General features: G+C 44.0%; 12 protein-coding genes. 8 read left to right on the plus strand and 4 right to left on the minus strand.

The window, feature by feature from the left end:
• Window positions 1-13: 13 nt before the first annotated feature.
• From paaK to JO943_RS01340, 3 genes are all read left to right on the plus strand, one after another.
• Complete coding sequence (gene paaK, locus JO943_RS01330) at window positions 14-1303, plus strand: phenylacetate--CoA ligase PaaK (RefSeq protein WP_005230251.1); 1290 nt, start codon at window positions 14-16, stop codon at window positions 1301-1303.
• Window positions 1304-1365: 62 nt separating this feature from the next.
• Window positions 1366-2331 (plus strand): PaaX family transcriptional regulator C-terminal domain-containing protein, encoded by a 966-nt coding sequence (locus JO943_RS01335; protein ID WP_005285641.1) that lies wholly within the window; start codon window positions 1366-1368, stop codon window positions 2329-2331.
• Window positions 2312-2911, plus strand: coding sequence for a gamma carbonic anhydrase family protein (locus JO943_RS01340; protein ID WP_202739753.1), 600 nt, complete (start codon window positions 2312-2314; stop codon window positions 2909-2911). Before JO943_RS01335 ends, JO943_RS01340 begins: the two co-directional genes overlap by 20 nt.
• 122 nt (window positions 2912-3033) lie before the next feature.
• Here JO943_RS01340 and pobR read toward each other — a convergent pair whose 3' ends face one another.
• A complete protein-coding gene (pobR, locus tag JO943_RS01345) occupies window positions 3034-3849 on the minus strand; it encodes an IclR family transcriptional regulator PobR (RefSeq protein WP_202739754.1) in 816 nt (271 codons plus the stop codon).
• Window positions 3850-3991: 142 nt separating this feature from the next.
• On the opposite strand from pobR, the gene pobA reads away from it, so the two are divergent.
• A complete protein-coding gene (pobA, locus tag JO943_RS01350) occupies window positions 3992-5197 on the plus strand; it encodes a 4-hydroxybenzoate 3-monooxygenase (RefSeq protein WP_202739755.1) in 1206 nt (401 codons plus the stop codon).
• Window positions 5198-5281: 84 nt separating this feature from the next.
• On the opposite strand, the gene JO943_RS01355 is transcribed toward pobA, so the two are convergent.
• Window positions 5282-6655, minus strand: a complete 1374-nt coding sequence (locus tag JO943_RS01355) for an ABC1 kinase family protein (protein WP_202739756.1) — start codon at window positions 6653-6655, stop codon at window positions 5282-5284.
• A 193-nt stretch (window positions 6656-6848) separates the two neighbouring features.
• A complete protein-coding gene (locus tag JO943_RS01360; RefSeq protein WP_032872430.1) occupies window positions 6849-7154 on the minus strand; it encodes a hypothetical protein in 306 nt (101 codons plus the stop codon).
• 167 nt (window positions 7155-7321) lie between these two features.
• Between JO943_RS01360 and ybaK the strand changes: the two genes are divergently transcribed.
• Window positions 7322-7789: a Cys-tRNA(Pro) deacylase gene (gene ybaK, locus JO943_RS01365; RefSeq protein WP_202739757.1), complete on the plus strand. Its 468-nt coding sequence runs from the start codon at window positions 7322-7324 to the stop codon at window positions 7787-7789.
• A gap of 98 nt (window positions 7790-7887) precedes the next feature.
• Here the strand turns inward: ybaK and JO943_RS01370 are convergent, their stop codons facing one another.
• A complete protein-coding gene (locus JO943_RS01370; RefSeq protein ID WP_202739981.1) occupies window positions 7888-10116 on the minus strand; it encodes a TonB-dependent receptor in 2229 nt (742 codons plus the stop codon).
• A 495-nt stretch (window positions 10117-10611) separates the two neighbouring features.
• On the opposite strand from JO943_RS01370, the gene JO943_RS01375 reads away from it, so the two are divergent.
• From JO943_RS01375 to JO943_RS01385, 3 genes are read left to right on the plus strand one after another with little or no spacing between them, the layout of a single operon-like run.
• Complete coding sequence (locus JO943_RS01375) at window positions 10612-12396, plus strand: IucA/IucC family protein (RefSeq protein WP_202739758.1); 1785 nt, start codon at window positions 10612-10614, stop codon at window positions 12394-12396.
• The gene (locus JO943_RS01380; protein WP_202739759.1) at window positions 12389-13822 is read left to right on the plus strand and encodes a lysine N(6)-hydroxylase/L-ornithine N(5)-oxygenase family protein; all 1434 of its coding nucleotides are present in this window, start codon (window positions 12389-12391) and stop codon (window positions 13820-13822) included. Before JO943_RS01375 ends, JO943_RS01380 begins: the two co-directional genes overlap by 8 nt.
• 22 nt (window positions 13823-13844) lie before the next feature.
• Window positions 13845-15284, plus strand: a complete 1440-nt coding sequence (locus JO943_RS01385; protein ID WP_202739760.1) for an MFS transporter — start codon at window positions 13845-13847, stop codon at window positions 15282-15284.
• The last annotated feature ends 3 nt before the right edge of the window (window positions 15285-15287 follow it).

Here is a 15287-nt window from a genome sequence, read left to right on the forward strand (position 1 = left end):
AGGAGAGACGGCAGTGGATAGCCTCATCACAGAAGACGTAGAAAAAATGACGCTTGCGGAGTTGCGAGCGCTTCAAACCCAACGGTTAAAACAGACATTGACTTATGTTTATGCCAATAGTCCGGTCTATAAGAAAAAATTTGATGATGCAGGTGTGCATCCCGATGATTTCGTGACACTGGATGATCTGGCCAAGTTTCCATTTACCACCAAACAGGATTTACGTGACAACTATCCCTTTGGCATGTTTGCAGTTCCGCAAGAGCAGATTGTTCGTTTACACGCATCTTCAGGTACGACAGGAAAGCCAACAGTCGTGGGTTATACCCAAAAGGATATCAATACCTGGTCGGATATTGTGGCGCGTTGTTTGCGTATGGCGGGCTTGAGTGCCAAGGACATGATTCAGGTGGCTTATGGTTATGGCCTGTTTACCGGTGGTTTAGGTGCACATTATGGTGCTGAACGCTTGGGTGCCACCGTGATTCCGATGTCAGGTGGTCAGACTGAGAAACAGGTACAACTGATTCAGGACTTTAAGCCAACCGCAATCATGGTCACACCATCGTATTGTGTCAGTATTATTGAAAAACTTGAGCAGCAGTTAGGCAGTGCGCGTAATACCTCGTTAAAGGTGGGTATTTTTGGTGCAGAACCCTGGTCAAAAGAGTTACGCCGTGAGATCGAAGAGCGCCTGAATATCAAGGCACTGGATATTTATGGCCTGTCAGAAATTATGGGGCCAGGTGTCGCCATGCAATGTCTGGATGAAGGCGAAGGGCTGACCATCTGGGAAGATCATTTTTATCCTGAAATCATCAATCCTGAAACCGGTGAAGTGTGTAAGGATGGCGAACTGGGTGAACTGGTATTTACCACCATTACCAAAGAAGGTTTGCCGATTATCCGTTACCGTACCCGTGATTTGACCCGTTTGCTGGCAGGCCAAAATCTGGCGATGCGCCGTATGGATAAAATTGTAGGACGTAGCGATGACATGCTGATTATTCGTGGTGTAAATGTATTCCCGACCCAGATTGAAGAGCAGATTTTGCAAGTCCCAAGTCTGGTGCCGAACTATGAAATTCTGGTTGCCAAGCAAGGCCATATGGATACCTTGCATATTCGTACCGAGATGTGCCATAACTGCGACTTACAGGCGCAACAACTGGCTCAGCAACTGATGCAGCGGATTAAAACCATGATTGGTATTTCCGTGACAGTCGAAGTGGTGAATGAACTGACCTTACCGCGCTCGGAAGGGAAGGCAAAACGGGTCATTGATATGCGTCAGATTGCTTAACATTATGATCATTCAGGGTATAGTATCGTCTATATCCTGAATCTAAACGCCAAGATAAACCTATGAGTGTAAAGTTACAGCAAATTATTGATTCGATCATCCAGAACGAAACCTTAAGTGGCACGTCTCTGATTACAACCATTTTTGGGGATTCAATCCTGCATCGTGGCGGTAATATTAGTCTTGCCAGCTTGATCCAGTTGATGGAGCTGTTCAATTTTAATGATCGTGCTGTCAGGACTTCGGTTTTTCGTTTGGTCAAAAATGAATGGTTGGGTTCAGATAAAATTGGTAGAACCAGTTTTTACCGGATTACAGATGCTAGCCGTTTCAAATACTTACAGGCTGAGCAACGGATTTACAATGACCAGATGAAGGAATGGGATCATTGTTGGGATCTGATCCTGATGTCGAGTCTGGATACCGACAATAAGGCTTTTCTCAAGAAAGAACTGGAATGGCTGGGCTTTGCCAATATTTCGACCAACCTGATGGCGTACCCGGGTTCGAATCGACTGCAATTGCAAAAACTGCTGGTTGATCTCAACATGAGTGAGCAGGTGGTGGTGTTTAAGGCTGAGACCTTACAGCTGTTTAATAACTCGACTGACACCATCAGCCGTATGTTGGAGACCAACTGGCCGATTGATGAGCTGCGTCAACGTTATTTACAATTTCTGGATATGTTTCGGGAGATTGGCGCAATTTTGATGCAAGAGGATGAACGTATTGAACCAATTCAAGCCTTCCAGATCCGGACCTTGCTGATTCATTATTATCGCCGGATTTTACTCAAGGATCCTGCTTTGCCGTTAGAGCTGTTATCGACAGACTGGCCTGCAGTCAAGGCACGAACTTTATCCATGAATATTTATAAAAAAGTCTTTGAAGCTGCAGATGAGTATTTCTTGTCGGTTGCGGCAACCTCGGAAGGGCCTATGCCCAATGCGACTGCACATTTTTGGCGGCGTTTTGGTGGCTTGAGCCAAAATAATGAGAGAGTGGCTGATGCCTTGTTACAGTATTGATGGGGTAATTCCTGTCGTTCATCCTGATGCATTTGTGCATCCAACCGCTGTTTTAATTGGTGATGTCATCATTGAAGCCGGCGTCTATATTGGTCCTTTTGCCTCATTACGTGCTGATTTTGGCCGGATCCATATCAAGCAAAATGCCAATGTCCAGGACAATTGTATCATTCATGGTTTTCCGCAAAGCGTCACCCTGATTGAAGAAATGGGACATATTGGTCATGCTACGACCTTGCATGGCTGCCGTATCGGCAAGAATGCCTTGATCGGCATGAACAGTGTGATACTGGACTATGCCGAGATTGGTGAAAACAGCATTATCGGTGCCAATAGTCTGGTGAAAACCAAGGATCATATTCCAGCCAATGTACTGGCTATGGGCAGTCCTGCAAAGGTTGCACGTGATTTATCAGAACAGGAACGTGCATGGAAAATCAAAGGTACGCAAGAATATATCCAGCTGACACAGCGCTGTTTACACAGCATGACCGAGGTTATGCCCTTAACAGCCGATTCATCTGAACGTAAAACCTATCAGGATTTTCAGTCGGAGCATCAGATTAAACCCGGTACCTAATTAGCCTGAGGTGAAGATAGTCAGACATGGTTATTATTGGTGTCAGGGGATGGGCTATGGGTTCACATTCTAATTCAAACTATCTAAGCATCTAGATTGAAATAGCCAGCCGAACATTTCTTTTAAATCACATTGCGCAGCTCATTGGCGGTATTACGTAACAAAGGCAGAATTTGCTGAACCAGATAATCCTCTTGCACCCGATTGGTTTGCGACATGCAGTTAAGCGCCGCAATGGCTTGACCTTGGGCATTCAGTACCGGTACTGCAATTGCAATCACACCCAGCTCATGCTCTTCTTTCGATAAACAATAGTCTGACAATGAAATGCTTTTCAGCACGTCTATAAAGGTTGATTCATCGATAATGGTGAAAGGCGTTAAGCGCTTTAAGCCATAGTTTTTGACCCAATCGCGCTGAGCCTGCTCAGACAATGCCGCCAACAACACCTTTCCTGTAGAGGTGGCATGTGCGGGTAGGCGGTTGCCTAGATGCATGCCATAAGGACTGACCCGCAGGTTGTCATGTTGGGGAAGATAGCTACGGGCAATCGGAACTACCTCATTATCATCCAAAACGACCAAAGAAAAAGTCAAAGAGGTCTGGGCACATAAAAGGTTGAGAAAAGACTGGGCAATTTTAGGCAGATGGGCAGAACTCAGATAAGAGCTGGAAAAACGTAATACCCGATGGGTCAACCAGAAATAATGCTCATCGGTGTCTAAATAGCCTAAGTACTTTAAGGTTTTTAAATGTCTACGTGTGGCTGTGCGGCTAATACCTGCCCGTTCTGCGACCTGTGTGACATTCAAACGTTGACGATCAATGCCAAAGGCTTCAAGTAAAGCCAGACCTTTGGCCAAACCCGCAATATAGTCTTCCTGACGAATACGTTCATGAGAACTCGGGTGCTCTAAAAAAGCATCGGTAGAGGACATCCTTTCTTCCTTGTTATTTTGTATGTTTTGTCCGCTAATCGGACAAGTTGAATGATAAACGGTTCTTTTCGATTTGCATACATCGTATCCATAATTGAAAAGCAGTAGTTTAAAAGTCAGGACATATAACAAGGAAGATGTAATGGATATTTTAAAGACACAAGTTGCAATTATCGGTTCTGGCCCAGCGGGTTTGTTACTGGGGCAACTGTTATATAAGGCTGGCATTGAACATGTCATTATTGAGCAACGTAGTGCTGAATATGTCGCTTCACGTATACGTGCAGGCATTTTAGAGCAGGTATCAGTTGACTTACTCAAACAGGCAGGTGTCGATCAACATTTAAAAGAGAAAGGCTTACCACATTCAGGGATTGAGATCCTCACCAATGGGCAGAAACATCGTGTTGATTTGTCTGCACTGACAGGCGGTAAACAAGTCACGGTTTATGGACAGACCGAAGTCACCAAAGACCTGATGGCTGCGCGTGAAGCTGCACAGCTGACCTCGTATTATGAGGCGCAAAATGTGCAGGTGCACGGTTTTTATGATGCGCCAGAAGTTCATTTTGACTATCAGGGCAAAGCCTTTCAAATCCAATGTGACTTTATAGCCGGTTGCGATGGCTATCACGGTATTTGTCGAGCCAGTGTGCCTGAGGACAAGATCAAAACTTTTGAAAAAGTCTATCCATTTGGCTGGTTAGGCGTATTGGCCGATGTACCGCCAGTGGCAGATGAACTGATCTATGTACAGTCTGAACGTGGTTTTGCTTTATGTAGTATGCGTTCAGAAACCCGTAGCCGTTATTATTTACAGGTGCCATTGACGGATCATGTCGAAGACTGGTCAGATGAGCGATTCTGGGAAGAATTGAAATGTCGTCTAGATCCCGAAAGCCGTGAACATTTAGTCACTGGCGCATCTATCGAAAAAAGTATTGCGCCGTTACGTAGTTTTGTGACTGAGCCAATGCGTTTTGGTAAAATGTTCTTAGCTGGAGATGCGGCGCATATTGTTCCGCCAACCGGGGCCAAGGGTCTTAATCTAGCTGCTTCGGATATTGCCTATCTATCGAATGCATTGATTGAGTATTACACTGAGGGTTCAAGTCAGGGGATTAATGAGTATTCAGAAAAATGTTTACAACGCGTCTGGAAGGCTGAACGTTTTTCTTGGTGGATGACCCACTTGCTGCATCGTTTTGAAACCGAAAGCGAGTTTGACCATAAAATTAAGCAGGCTGAACTCAGTTATATTCTAGGATCGACAGCGGGCAGAACCACTTTGGCAGAAAACTATGTGGGACTGCCATATGAAATTAAAAAAGTAGCAGAAACCGCTTAACAGCATAACTTTTAATAAATAGCGATAAAAAAGCCTGTGCATAAGAATGGACAGGCTTTCTATCATGTCACTGGAAATGATCGATCACGTAAATTGACGAATCATTTTGCGGACATTGGTTTTTGCATCAATCACAGTCATAAAGGTGTAGGCACCAATGAATTTACGGCTAATGAACATAAACTCTTTCGGTGGAACCGAGAAATAACGGGATGCCATCGATTGCCCAGCCTGTTGCATCACACGGCTATGCAACTGACTTTTTTTCCAGTCATAACGGTCTTGATTATCCATAATCCCCGCAGGCATATCAGGATTATTTTCTGGACAGCTAAAGGCTTCCGTTGCAATCAGGAACACATCTGCCATACCCGGTTTGACGCTTTCTGGCATACCATCAAAGAATTCATAACCCTTCATAGCTTTGACCATCGCAGTTTTGTCGTGATCATAACCCGCCTGAATCAGGTTGCGCGCCACAGTCAATAAATTATTGTCAAACTGACGAATTGCACCGAAGTCGAGTAAAACGATTTTATCGTTCACTTCATTGCCATCACCCAAACGAACCAGATAATTACCAAAGTTCGGATCGGTTTGCATTTCACCCCATTCAAACAATTCACGCACTGCAATCTCTAAAGAAGCTTCGCCCAACTTGTTTCGGCGTTCTTGCGGGAGAGAAAGCATCACTGGACTATTCACAGGGACGCCACGTTCAAAAGTCATACACAGTACTTTTTCAGCGCAGAATTCATCCACAATCTGTGGAACGATATAACGCGGATCATCTTTCAAACGTTCAGCAAAACGACGCGTAGTCGCTGCTTCAATCGCATAATCCACTTCGCGATGCATCATGTCGCGAACTTCGTCAAACCATTGATCAAACTCACGGGTTTGCGGCACCATCCGAGTCAGTTTCAGCATATTCTTGAACAGATTCATGTCTGAGTCGATCGCTTCTGCCACACCAGGATACTGGATTTTAAGCACCAGTTCCTGACCATCTGATTTACGGGTCGCACGATGAACCTGAGCTAGTGAAGCGGTGCCAATCGGTTCATGATCGATGGTTAAATCATCAAGTTTTGAACCTAACTGATCTTGCAAATGTGCCTTGATTGCAGGCCAAGCAAGGGCTACGGTCTGATTATTCAGGGTATTTAATGCTTGGGTAATTTCTTCAGGCAAGAAATGCTCGCCATATAAGGCCATCATCTGGCCAATCTTGACGATTGAACCTTTAAGTTTGCCGATTTCAGAAACCAAATAATGCGCCTGTTCAGCCATGGCTTTTTTACGTTTCTTCTCTTTTTCTTCTTCACTGGAGAAAAGAGAAGTTGCACTTGCAGTTGCCCAACGTGTTCCAGCAAGTAAAGATGCTTTTGCGATAGATAAGCGACGATCCACCGAGGAGGTTTTTAGATTCTTAAGCTTATCGTTCTGATCTGACATGAAAGAAAAATCCTATGCTGAAATCGGAGGGTTGAAAGCCGAGATATGAATTGTAGCGGATATTACCGCTTTTGAACGTATTAAAACAGTTCAATCTCTTGAATTATCAGTCTAAATTTGTGAAATAGGGTAATTGTATACAAATAGCCTAAGCATATATCTTATTCCTATTTGGTATTCATATACATATGTCCTAAATTTTAAACTGAATTTTTAATGTTGCCCGTTTCATCAGTGCGGCTCGATGAGTATGAATATGTTTAATCAACATTCGTTTAACCTGACTGTTGTGAAAACCGAGTGCATACGCTTTCACAATAATAATACTGGGCAGGGTAAAGAAAAAATACTTGGTGTCATCCGGCGTTGCTTCTTTAAACACACCTTCTTCTATCAGTAGATCCTGCAAGAACTGTTTTTCAGCTTGCACTGTAGAAGAAGATTCGTCATCCCAATAATTCTGGCGCATGGCCATCAAATTGTTATGTTTATAACTCATGAATTATTTGAGCCTGTTCATTTCATCTTTAGCCAATATATGAGGTTGTCTCAGGATTTATCAAGAAGAGATTTATATCCGAAATAGCCTAAGCAAATTTAAACTTTTATTTTTAAAGTGCTACACTTATCCTAATTTTATTCCGAAAGCAAAAATACTGAATAGATATGACACCCGCTTGTAAATTACTGGAAAAAAATAAAATACCATTCTCAATTCATGAATATGAACATGATGTCAATGCAAAAAGTTTTGGACTGGAAGCCGCAGAGAAGTTAAATCTCAAGGTTGAAGAAGTATTCAAAACCTTAATGGTGACAGATGAAAAAAATTATTTCATCGCCATTTTACCGGTCCATCATCAACTTAATCTGAAAAAAGTAGCAGCAGCAGTCGGTTGTAAGAAACTGCAAATGGCAAATCCAAAAGATGCCGAACGTTTAACTGGCTATCTGGTCGGCGGGATTAGTCCATTGGGACAAAAGAAACGTCTTAAAACCGTGATCGATGCCACGGCGCAAAGTTTGGCAAAAATTTATGTCAGTGGGGGCAGAAGAGGACTGGATATTGGATTAAATCCTCAGGATCTGGCTCAATTACTGGGCGCTGAATTTGCTGATATATTGGATGTTTAAAAATAAGGCTATTCGCAATTTAAACATTAAAATGGGTTAATGCTTGGAACAACGATAGATATCAGCCGATATCTATCGTATTTATTTGATGTTGAAAATTACCACTTGTGCGTATAAGAGACTTTCGCGGTTACGCCACTCGCTAATAGGTGACTGGTGTTGTTACTATTTCTCATGAGCTGGCTATAGAGCGGATAGTATTCACGATTGAACATATTTTCGATACCAATCGTCATCGTATCCTGTTTATTGATGGCAAAACTGCTGATTAAATCCGCTGTGGTATAGGATTTGACATCATAGCGTCCAAAACCATTGTTACCATTGAGGCGGTAATCTTCTGCGCCGAAATATGTCGCCTGTATACGGTTAGTCCAGGTATCGGTCGGGCTATAGGAAATATAGGCGGTCACTTTTAACGGCGGAATACGGAAACCTGTCATATCCTGTTCAGTATGACTATTTTGCGGGGTTTCACGTCCTTTCATCCAGGTTACACTTCCGCCAGCACCCCAGACTTTGGCATCTTCAAGATAATCCAGTGTCGCTTCTACACCCGTTACTTTTTCCTTGGTTCGGGTCAGAATTAACCCGTTACCAAAGGATTGCACGCCACCAAGATCGGAAGTTGAGTGGAATACGGCTAGACTGGAACTGAAATTGTTGAAATGGCCATTCCAGCCCAGTTCATAATTATCCACTTTGACGGGTTCTAAGAATGACGAGCTTAAGTCAAATTTTTTTCCTGCATTACGAATAACCACACCCACATCAGGTAGCTGGAAGCCTTGATTAAATGAGGCATAAATCGAATGTTCATCGCTGGCTGCAAAGGTAAGATTGGCATTGTAGAGCCATGCATCCGCTTTTACTTTTCCACCCTGAACGGTATAAGGAACAGATTCTTTTAACTGGGACAAGGGTACAAAGCTGTTAATTTTGGCAAAACTGTCTTCATAGCGTGTGCCAACTTCAGCCGACCATTGATCGTTAAAACGATGCTTCAATTGCACAAATCCACCCACGCTCTGGGTGGTGAGTTCAGGTAAATAAATCAGCTTTCCATTTTTGACGAATTCCAGCCCACCAGATTGATCATAGATATCTTGATCGAAAGTATCTAACGGCATTTCACTCTTTTCACGGCTAAAATCACCACCCCAGACCAGTGAACTGTCACCCAGAAACTCGAGCGGCGTTGTAACGGTTAAGCGACTACCCAATACATTATTGTTTTGGTAAACCTGATCGACCTGTCCTCCGCGTGTCGGTACTTTACGCGCATCAAAGGGTGCAAAGCGGGTGAAAAAGTCGCGGTAATAAATCTGGGCATCAAGTTTATGACCAAATAAATCTTTATGGCTATAAGTCAGATTATAAATCTGGTTTTCATTTTTATTTTGTTGTTTTAATTTCAATCCTTTAATGGCTTTTGCCGGGACACTACCAGGCGGTAATTGGGCTACACTCGGATCGGAAGCATAGTCGGAATCCTGTTCGGCATTATAATAGTTTGCAGCCAGTTGTAGATACTGATTATCGTCCAGGTGATAGCCGAGTTTAGTACCGATACTATAGGCATCGGCATCAAACAGATCACCCTGACTAGGTTCGGGTGCAACCCGTTTTCCTCTTGCATCATAGGGGCTACCAATTCTTTGATAGCCAAAATCCAGAGCATAATCGAAGTCATTCAGACTGCCTGAAAAATATTGATGAATATCGCCACTGAAAGCATCGGAACGGATATTGGTGAGTGGACTCTGTAAGCCGATCACGGTTTTAGCAGCAGGTTCACCGCCAGCCGCTTTAGTGGTAATTGAAATGGTGCCACCCGCTGCGCCGCTGCCATAAATCGCATTACTGCCGCGTATGACTTCAATACTACTGATACTTTGCGGATCAATCGCAGAAAGTCCTCTGGATGTGTCCCGCGTTAAATTCATCGGCACGCCATCGACCAGAATCAATGCATTACGTCCACGCAGGGTTTGTCCGAAATCGGTAATGGTGCGGCTTGAATCGGATAAGCCGGGGACTGCCTTGGCCAGCACAGTCGCGAGATTGCCTGATGAAGCATTTTTTAAAAGTTCAATTTGCTGTTCATCCAGTCGTGTGACTTGTTTGGCAGAAGAGGAGAGCTCATCGGAACGTGAGGCTTGCACGGTAATGGTCGGTAGTTGCTCTGGTTTTCCGCCAGAGAGAGTTGCTTCAGTGGAAGCCGCTGCAAAAGATGCATTGGAAAATAAAATGAATCCCCCGATCGATAGAAAGGGAATAATACCTTTTGCATCTAAATTTTTATCTAAGCTTTTATAGCGCTTCATCATCGTTCCTGTGATCTCAGCCTGAGATTGTTTTTAAATTTTCGGCATTATAGTGGAGAGAATAGTGACCAGCGCAATAGGCGAAATCATCATTTTATTCTTTAACGTTGTTAGTGGGAGTTGTTGGATCTGCGGAACACAGTTTTTGATAATACAGGCACACAAATGCATCATTTTGGGATGTATTTCTCTAATGTGCTGTAATTTAAGAAATTTTAAAATCACAAAAAACTATCAATATTGAGTGAATCATCATTTTATTAAATGAAAACGATTATTATCTTTTTGTATCTGATTTCACTTGAGATTAATAAAAAGCAAATCATTTCAATGCATTGAATTGTTTTATAGTGGCAAAATATAGAATTGAAAATATAAATGATAATAATTATCATTAGCTACATCTTAAACGGACCTAAGTTCCGTTCAGGATATGTTTATGGCCTAAAACATTTCGAAAAATAAATCAGATCTCTGGATAGAGGATACAATCGGATGCAATCACTTGCCAATCGGTTGGCGATACAACATTTCGTCAACGCCTACACGCAAGAAACAGGCAAAGGTCACTTGCTTAATAAAAATCAGCAGAGTCCACAACAGCAAGCGTTTAGCCAAGGTTTGACGCTGTTAACCATTCCGATCCACTCCATTCAAGCACAATGCTATTTCCCGTTGGCCTATGTCAGTCGAGTCGGGCGACATCGCTTGGCCGATTTTCCGCAAATTATTGTTCATGGACAAAGTAGAGCCTTTAGTTCCGTTGCCATTGTCGGCCTGTTACTGGAAGAACTGGTTTTTGAGTCCGAGCTTGCATTAGATGCAGCTTCTCTAGTGGAAAAATGGATTCAGAGCCGCGATGCTTTACAGCAGTTTTTAGTCCAGCGTGAACATGACTTCGATGATCTGGTCAAGGCAGGACAGAATTTCATTGAATCTGAACAGGCTTTAGTCCTTGGGCATAGCATGCATCCTGCACCAAAGAGCCGGACGGGTTTCGTACATGAGGACTGGTACAAGTTTTCTCCGGAAAATAAGGGACAAACTCAACTGCATTACTGGTTTGTGCATCAGGATTATATTGCTGAAGGTAGCGCGACTGATGAGGCTATTTCAGCCCAGCTTAAAAGCGCGTTGCAATGGTATTTATCGGAACAGGATCTTAAGCTGCTCAATACCCATACCGAATATAAATTACTGCCTTTACATCCTTGGCAGGCACGTTATTTGCAAAGCAAGCCGTGGTTTGAGCGTTTTAAACAAACTGGACAGCTGATTGATCTGGGTTTACGTGGCTGGCAATTTGCACCGACCACTTCAATTCGGACGCTGGCAAGTTTTAATGCGCCGTGGATGGTGAAACCGTCACTGTCGGTGATGATTACCAATTCAATCCGTGTCAATCTGGCAAAAGAATGTCACCGTGGTGAACTGACCCATCGTTTATGGCACAGTGAGTTTGGCCAGAATATCTTAAAAAACTGCCCAACTCTGAAAGCGGTCAATGATCCTGCATGGATGGCTTTGCAAATTGATGGTGAAGTAGTCAATGAAAGTATCTGTATTTTCCGTGATCAGCCTTTTGGTCCACAACAGCAAGTGACCTGTATTGCCTCATTGTGTCAGGACCATCCGGGCAAGGCTTTAAATCGTTTTAATGCGCTTTTCGCAAACATTGCCAAAGCACATCCTGAAATGGATCTTTCCGAGATTGCACTGGACTGGTTTAACCGTTTCCTTGAGGTGAGTTTGCAGCCATTGATGTATCTCTATCACCGTTACGGCATGGCATTCGAATCGCATCAGCAAAATGTGTTGCTGGAAATGGAGAACCATTTTCCCAAGACCCTGTGGTTACGTGACAATCAGGGCTTTTACTATATTGAAGAATTTGCTACTGAAATTTTAAAGGCCTTACCTGAGCTGAAAGAAAAAGCATTTGCAGTGGGGCCGAAAGATTTCGTTGATGAGCGTTTCAGCTATTATTTCTTTGGCAATACCTTATTCGGCATTATTAACGCAATTGGTGCAACGGGCCATATGAGCGAAGATGTGCTGCTTGAGCATTTGAAAGTGTTCTTGCAGGATTTATTGCAGCAGTATCCTGATAGTACCTTGTTACAGGGTTTATTGTTTAATGAAACCTTGCCATATAAAGGTAATTTGCTGACACGCTTGCATGAGCTGGATGAATTGATTGCGCCTGTTGAGCATCAATCTGTGTATGTGCAATTGCAAAATCCGCTGTTTATTGAGCAGAAGGATGTGAGCTATGCTTGATTTTATCGGCATTGGCTTGGGGCCTTTCAATTTAAGTCTGGCCAGTTTGCTGCAAAACAAAAGTGACCTTCAATATCGCTTTTTTGAGCAGAAAGATGGTTTTGACTGGCACGCGGGCATGCAGCTACCCAATGCTTTACTGCAAGTGCCGTTTATGGCGGATCTGGTCAGTCTGGTTGAACCGACTAGCCCTTATAGTTTTCTCAATTATTTAAAGCATCAGCAGCGTTTATATAAGTTTTACTTCCGTGAAAACTTATATATTCCACGTCAGGAATATAACCACTATTGTCAGTGGGTGGTGCAGCAGCTCGAGCATATCCGCTTCAACAGCCGTGTTCTGGATGTGCAACCGATCCAGGGCGGTTTTGAGGTTGAGGTGTTGAGTAACGGCGAAACGCAACGCTACCAGACACGTCAATTGGTACTGGGAATCGGCACAGTGCCACATTTACCTGAAAGTTTGCAGCAGGCCTATCCAAAAACAAAGCAGTGCTTACATTCGGCTGAATATTTAAAGCACTGCCCAGCACAGTTAAAAGGCAATGTAGTATTGATTGGTTCAGGCCAGTCCGCGGCAGAAATTTTTATTGACCTGTTCGATCGCCAATATGCGCAAGGGAAAACAACGCCTGATTTCCATTTGCATTGGCTGACACGCTCTGCGGGGTTTTTCCCAATGGAGAATACGCCATTAGGACTAGAGCATTTTAGTCCTGACTATATGCAGTATTTCTATCATTTACCTGCAGGATTAAAGGCTACATTACCTGCGCAACAAGCCAATCTGTATAAAGGCATCAGCAGTAAAACCATTCGTGATATTTACGAACGACTGTATCACCGGAGTATCGGCGGTCAGCAGACTGATGTGAGCTTGGCTGGACATCACCAGTTGCAACATGCGGAAGTGCTGGAAAACCAGAAAATCCGTTTGCGTTTCGAGCACCAACAGCAGGGCGAGCATTATGTACTAGATGCAAATAGTGTCATCGCGGCCACAGGTTATCGTTATCCTAAACCTGCTTTCCTGGACAACCTGCAAAACTTGATTCGCCTGGATCAAACCCAGCGTTGGCAAGTCAGTGCCGATTTTGAGGTGGACTATCAGGGCGATGGACGAATTTTCCTGCAAAATATGGAAGTTTTCCATCATGGTGTCGGGACGCCAGATCTGGGTTTGGGGGCGCATCGGGCCGCTACCATTGCCAATCAGTTATTAGGTGAAGAGCTGTTTAAGCTGGATCAGGCCCAGTCTTATCAGCAATTTGGTGTAGCACCTATTGCACAGTCAGATCAACCTGTGCGAAATCCTGTGCAACTGGCCGATTCAGGATTAACCCGTGTTATGCATAAATCTGGTCAGCTTCGGCATACTTCTCCCGCTTTTTATGCACAAGTAAAGTTGTCAGAGCACATTGACTAAGGTCAACAGAGGAATCGCACATATGGAACGGTCTTCTGTACCCATCAATCAGGCGGCACACGCGGGCTTGCAGCGTTATGTTTTACTCACGGTCATGTTAGGTACTGGTACCGTCAGTTTAAACAACAGTAGTTTTAATCCTGCCATACCTCAACTGATGCAGTATTTCCAGATTGGTGAAGTGTGGGCAAGTTGGGTGGTGGTCGCATTTTTACTGGCGATGAGTATCAGCTTGCCACTGGCGGGGTATTTCAGCCAGCGTTTTGGCAAAAGAAAAACTTATCTGACGGCGTTGTTATGTTTTGCCTTGGCATCAACACTCGGCGGCTTATTCAACCAGTTTGAGTCGGTCCTGATTGCAAGAGCGCTGCAAGGTTTTTGTAGTGGCCTGATGATTCCATTGTCACTGGGGCTGATTTTTTCAGTCACGCCAAGCCAACAACGGGGTGGGACCACAGGTTTGTGGGGCGCCATGATCATGCTGACTTTGGCGATTGGGCCGATGTTAGGCGCACTGGTTCTGGTCTGGCTCGACTGGCAGGCTTTGTTCTTTATTAACCTGCCAGTTGCCTGTGTCGCATTATGGTTGGGATATCTGTACCTGCCTAAAGAACAAGGCGATATCAACCAGTCTTTTGACTGGATCGGTTTTGGTTGCCTCAGTCTGAGCATTATTTTGTTATTAGGTACTTTGAGCCAGATTCATCGACTTGAAGATATCGCACAGCCGTTCTATTGGTTATTACTTGCATTGAGCATCTTAACATTCTGGCTATTCGCCAGAAGGCAAAAAAATCAGACCAGTCCATTGATTGAGCCGGCATTGTTTGCGGCAACAGGTTTTCGCTTTAGTTTGATGATCTGTGTGGCGCAAACGGTGGGCCTGTTTATTGGTATGTTGCTGGTGCCGTTATGGATTCAGCAGAGTTTGCAACTTAGCCCACTCTGGACAGGGTTTGCCTTGATGAGTAGTGCCTTGGTGACCGGTTTATGCAGTCAGCCCGCAGGTAAATATCTCGATCGTTACGGCGCTGCAAGAATTATGAGTCTGGGCTTGCTCATTACCGCATTGGCTTTTGCCTTGCTGGCATGGGCACCGGTCAAAAATGTCTGGTTCATTATCTTCTGCATGATGTTGCATGGTCTGGGCATGGGACTGTCCTATATGCCATCGACCACGGCAGGGCTCAACAGCTTACGTCAGCAACAACAGCATCTGGTTACTCAGGCGGCGGCCTTAAACAATCTGTTCCGTCGGATCTTTGCCGCAGTTGCCGTGGTACTGGCTGCCTTGTATCTGCAATTACATCAGGATCTTTTGCACACCACTCCTCATACCGCACTGGATTCATTTAAGGGCATTCAGGACATCTTTATTTTTTGTACGGTCCTGATCCTGTGCGCTTTGCCCTATGCATGGCGCTTTCCAGATCAACACAAAATCAATGAATTCAATAATTAGGAA

The organism is Acinetobacter sp. 'aerobic (ED)', assembly GCF_904886855.1.
GTDB lineage: Bacteria > Pseudomonadota > Gammaproteobacteria > Pseudomonadales > Moraxellaceae > Acinetobacter > Acinetobacter courvalinii.

Bases quoted from the DNA above. Each gene is read 5' to 3' on its own strand.
- JO943_RS01375 (WP_202739758.1), top strand. From the start codon at position 10,612: ATGCAATCACTTGCCAATCGGTTGGCGATACAACATTTCGTCAACGCC.
- JO943_RS01335 (WP_005285641.1), top strand. From the start codon at position 1,366: ATGAGTGTAAAGTTACAGCAAATTATTGATTCGATCATCCAGAACGAA.
- JO943_RS01380 (WP_202739759.1), top strand. From the start codon at position 12,389: ATGCTTGATTTTATCGGCATTGGCTTGGGGCCTTTCAATTTAAGTCTG.
- pobA (WP_202739755.1), top strand. From the start codon at position 3,992: ATGGATATTTTAAAGACACAAGTTGCAATTATCGGTTCTGGCCCAGCG.
- JO943_RS01370 (WP_202739981.1), bottom strand. From the start codon at position 10,116: ATGAAGCGCTATAAAAGCTTAGATAAAAATTTAGATGCAAAAGGTATT.
- JO943_RS01340 (WP_202739753.1), top strand. From the start codon at position 2,312: ATGCCTTGTTACAGTATTGATGGGGTAATTCCTGTCGTTCATCCTGAT.
- JO943_RS01360 (WP_032872430.1), bottom strand. From the start codon at position 7,154: ATGAGTTATAAACATAACAATTTGATGGCCATGCGCCAGAATTATTGG.
- JO943_RS01355 (WP_202739756.1), bottom strand. From the start codon at position 6,655: ATGTCAGATCAGAACGATAAGCTTAAGAATCTAAAAACCTCCTCGGTG.
- JO943_RS01385 (WP_202739760.1), top strand. From the start codon at position 13,845: ATGGAACGGTCTTCTGTACCCATCAATCAGGCGGCACACGCGGGCTTG.
- pobR (WP_202739754.1), bottom strand. From the start codon at position 3,849: ATGTCCTCTACCGATGCTTTTTTAGAGCACCCGAGTTCTCATGAACGT.
- ybaK (WP_202739757.1), top strand. From the start codon at position 7,322: ATGACACCCGCTTGTAAATTACTGGAAAAAAATAAAATACCATTCTCA.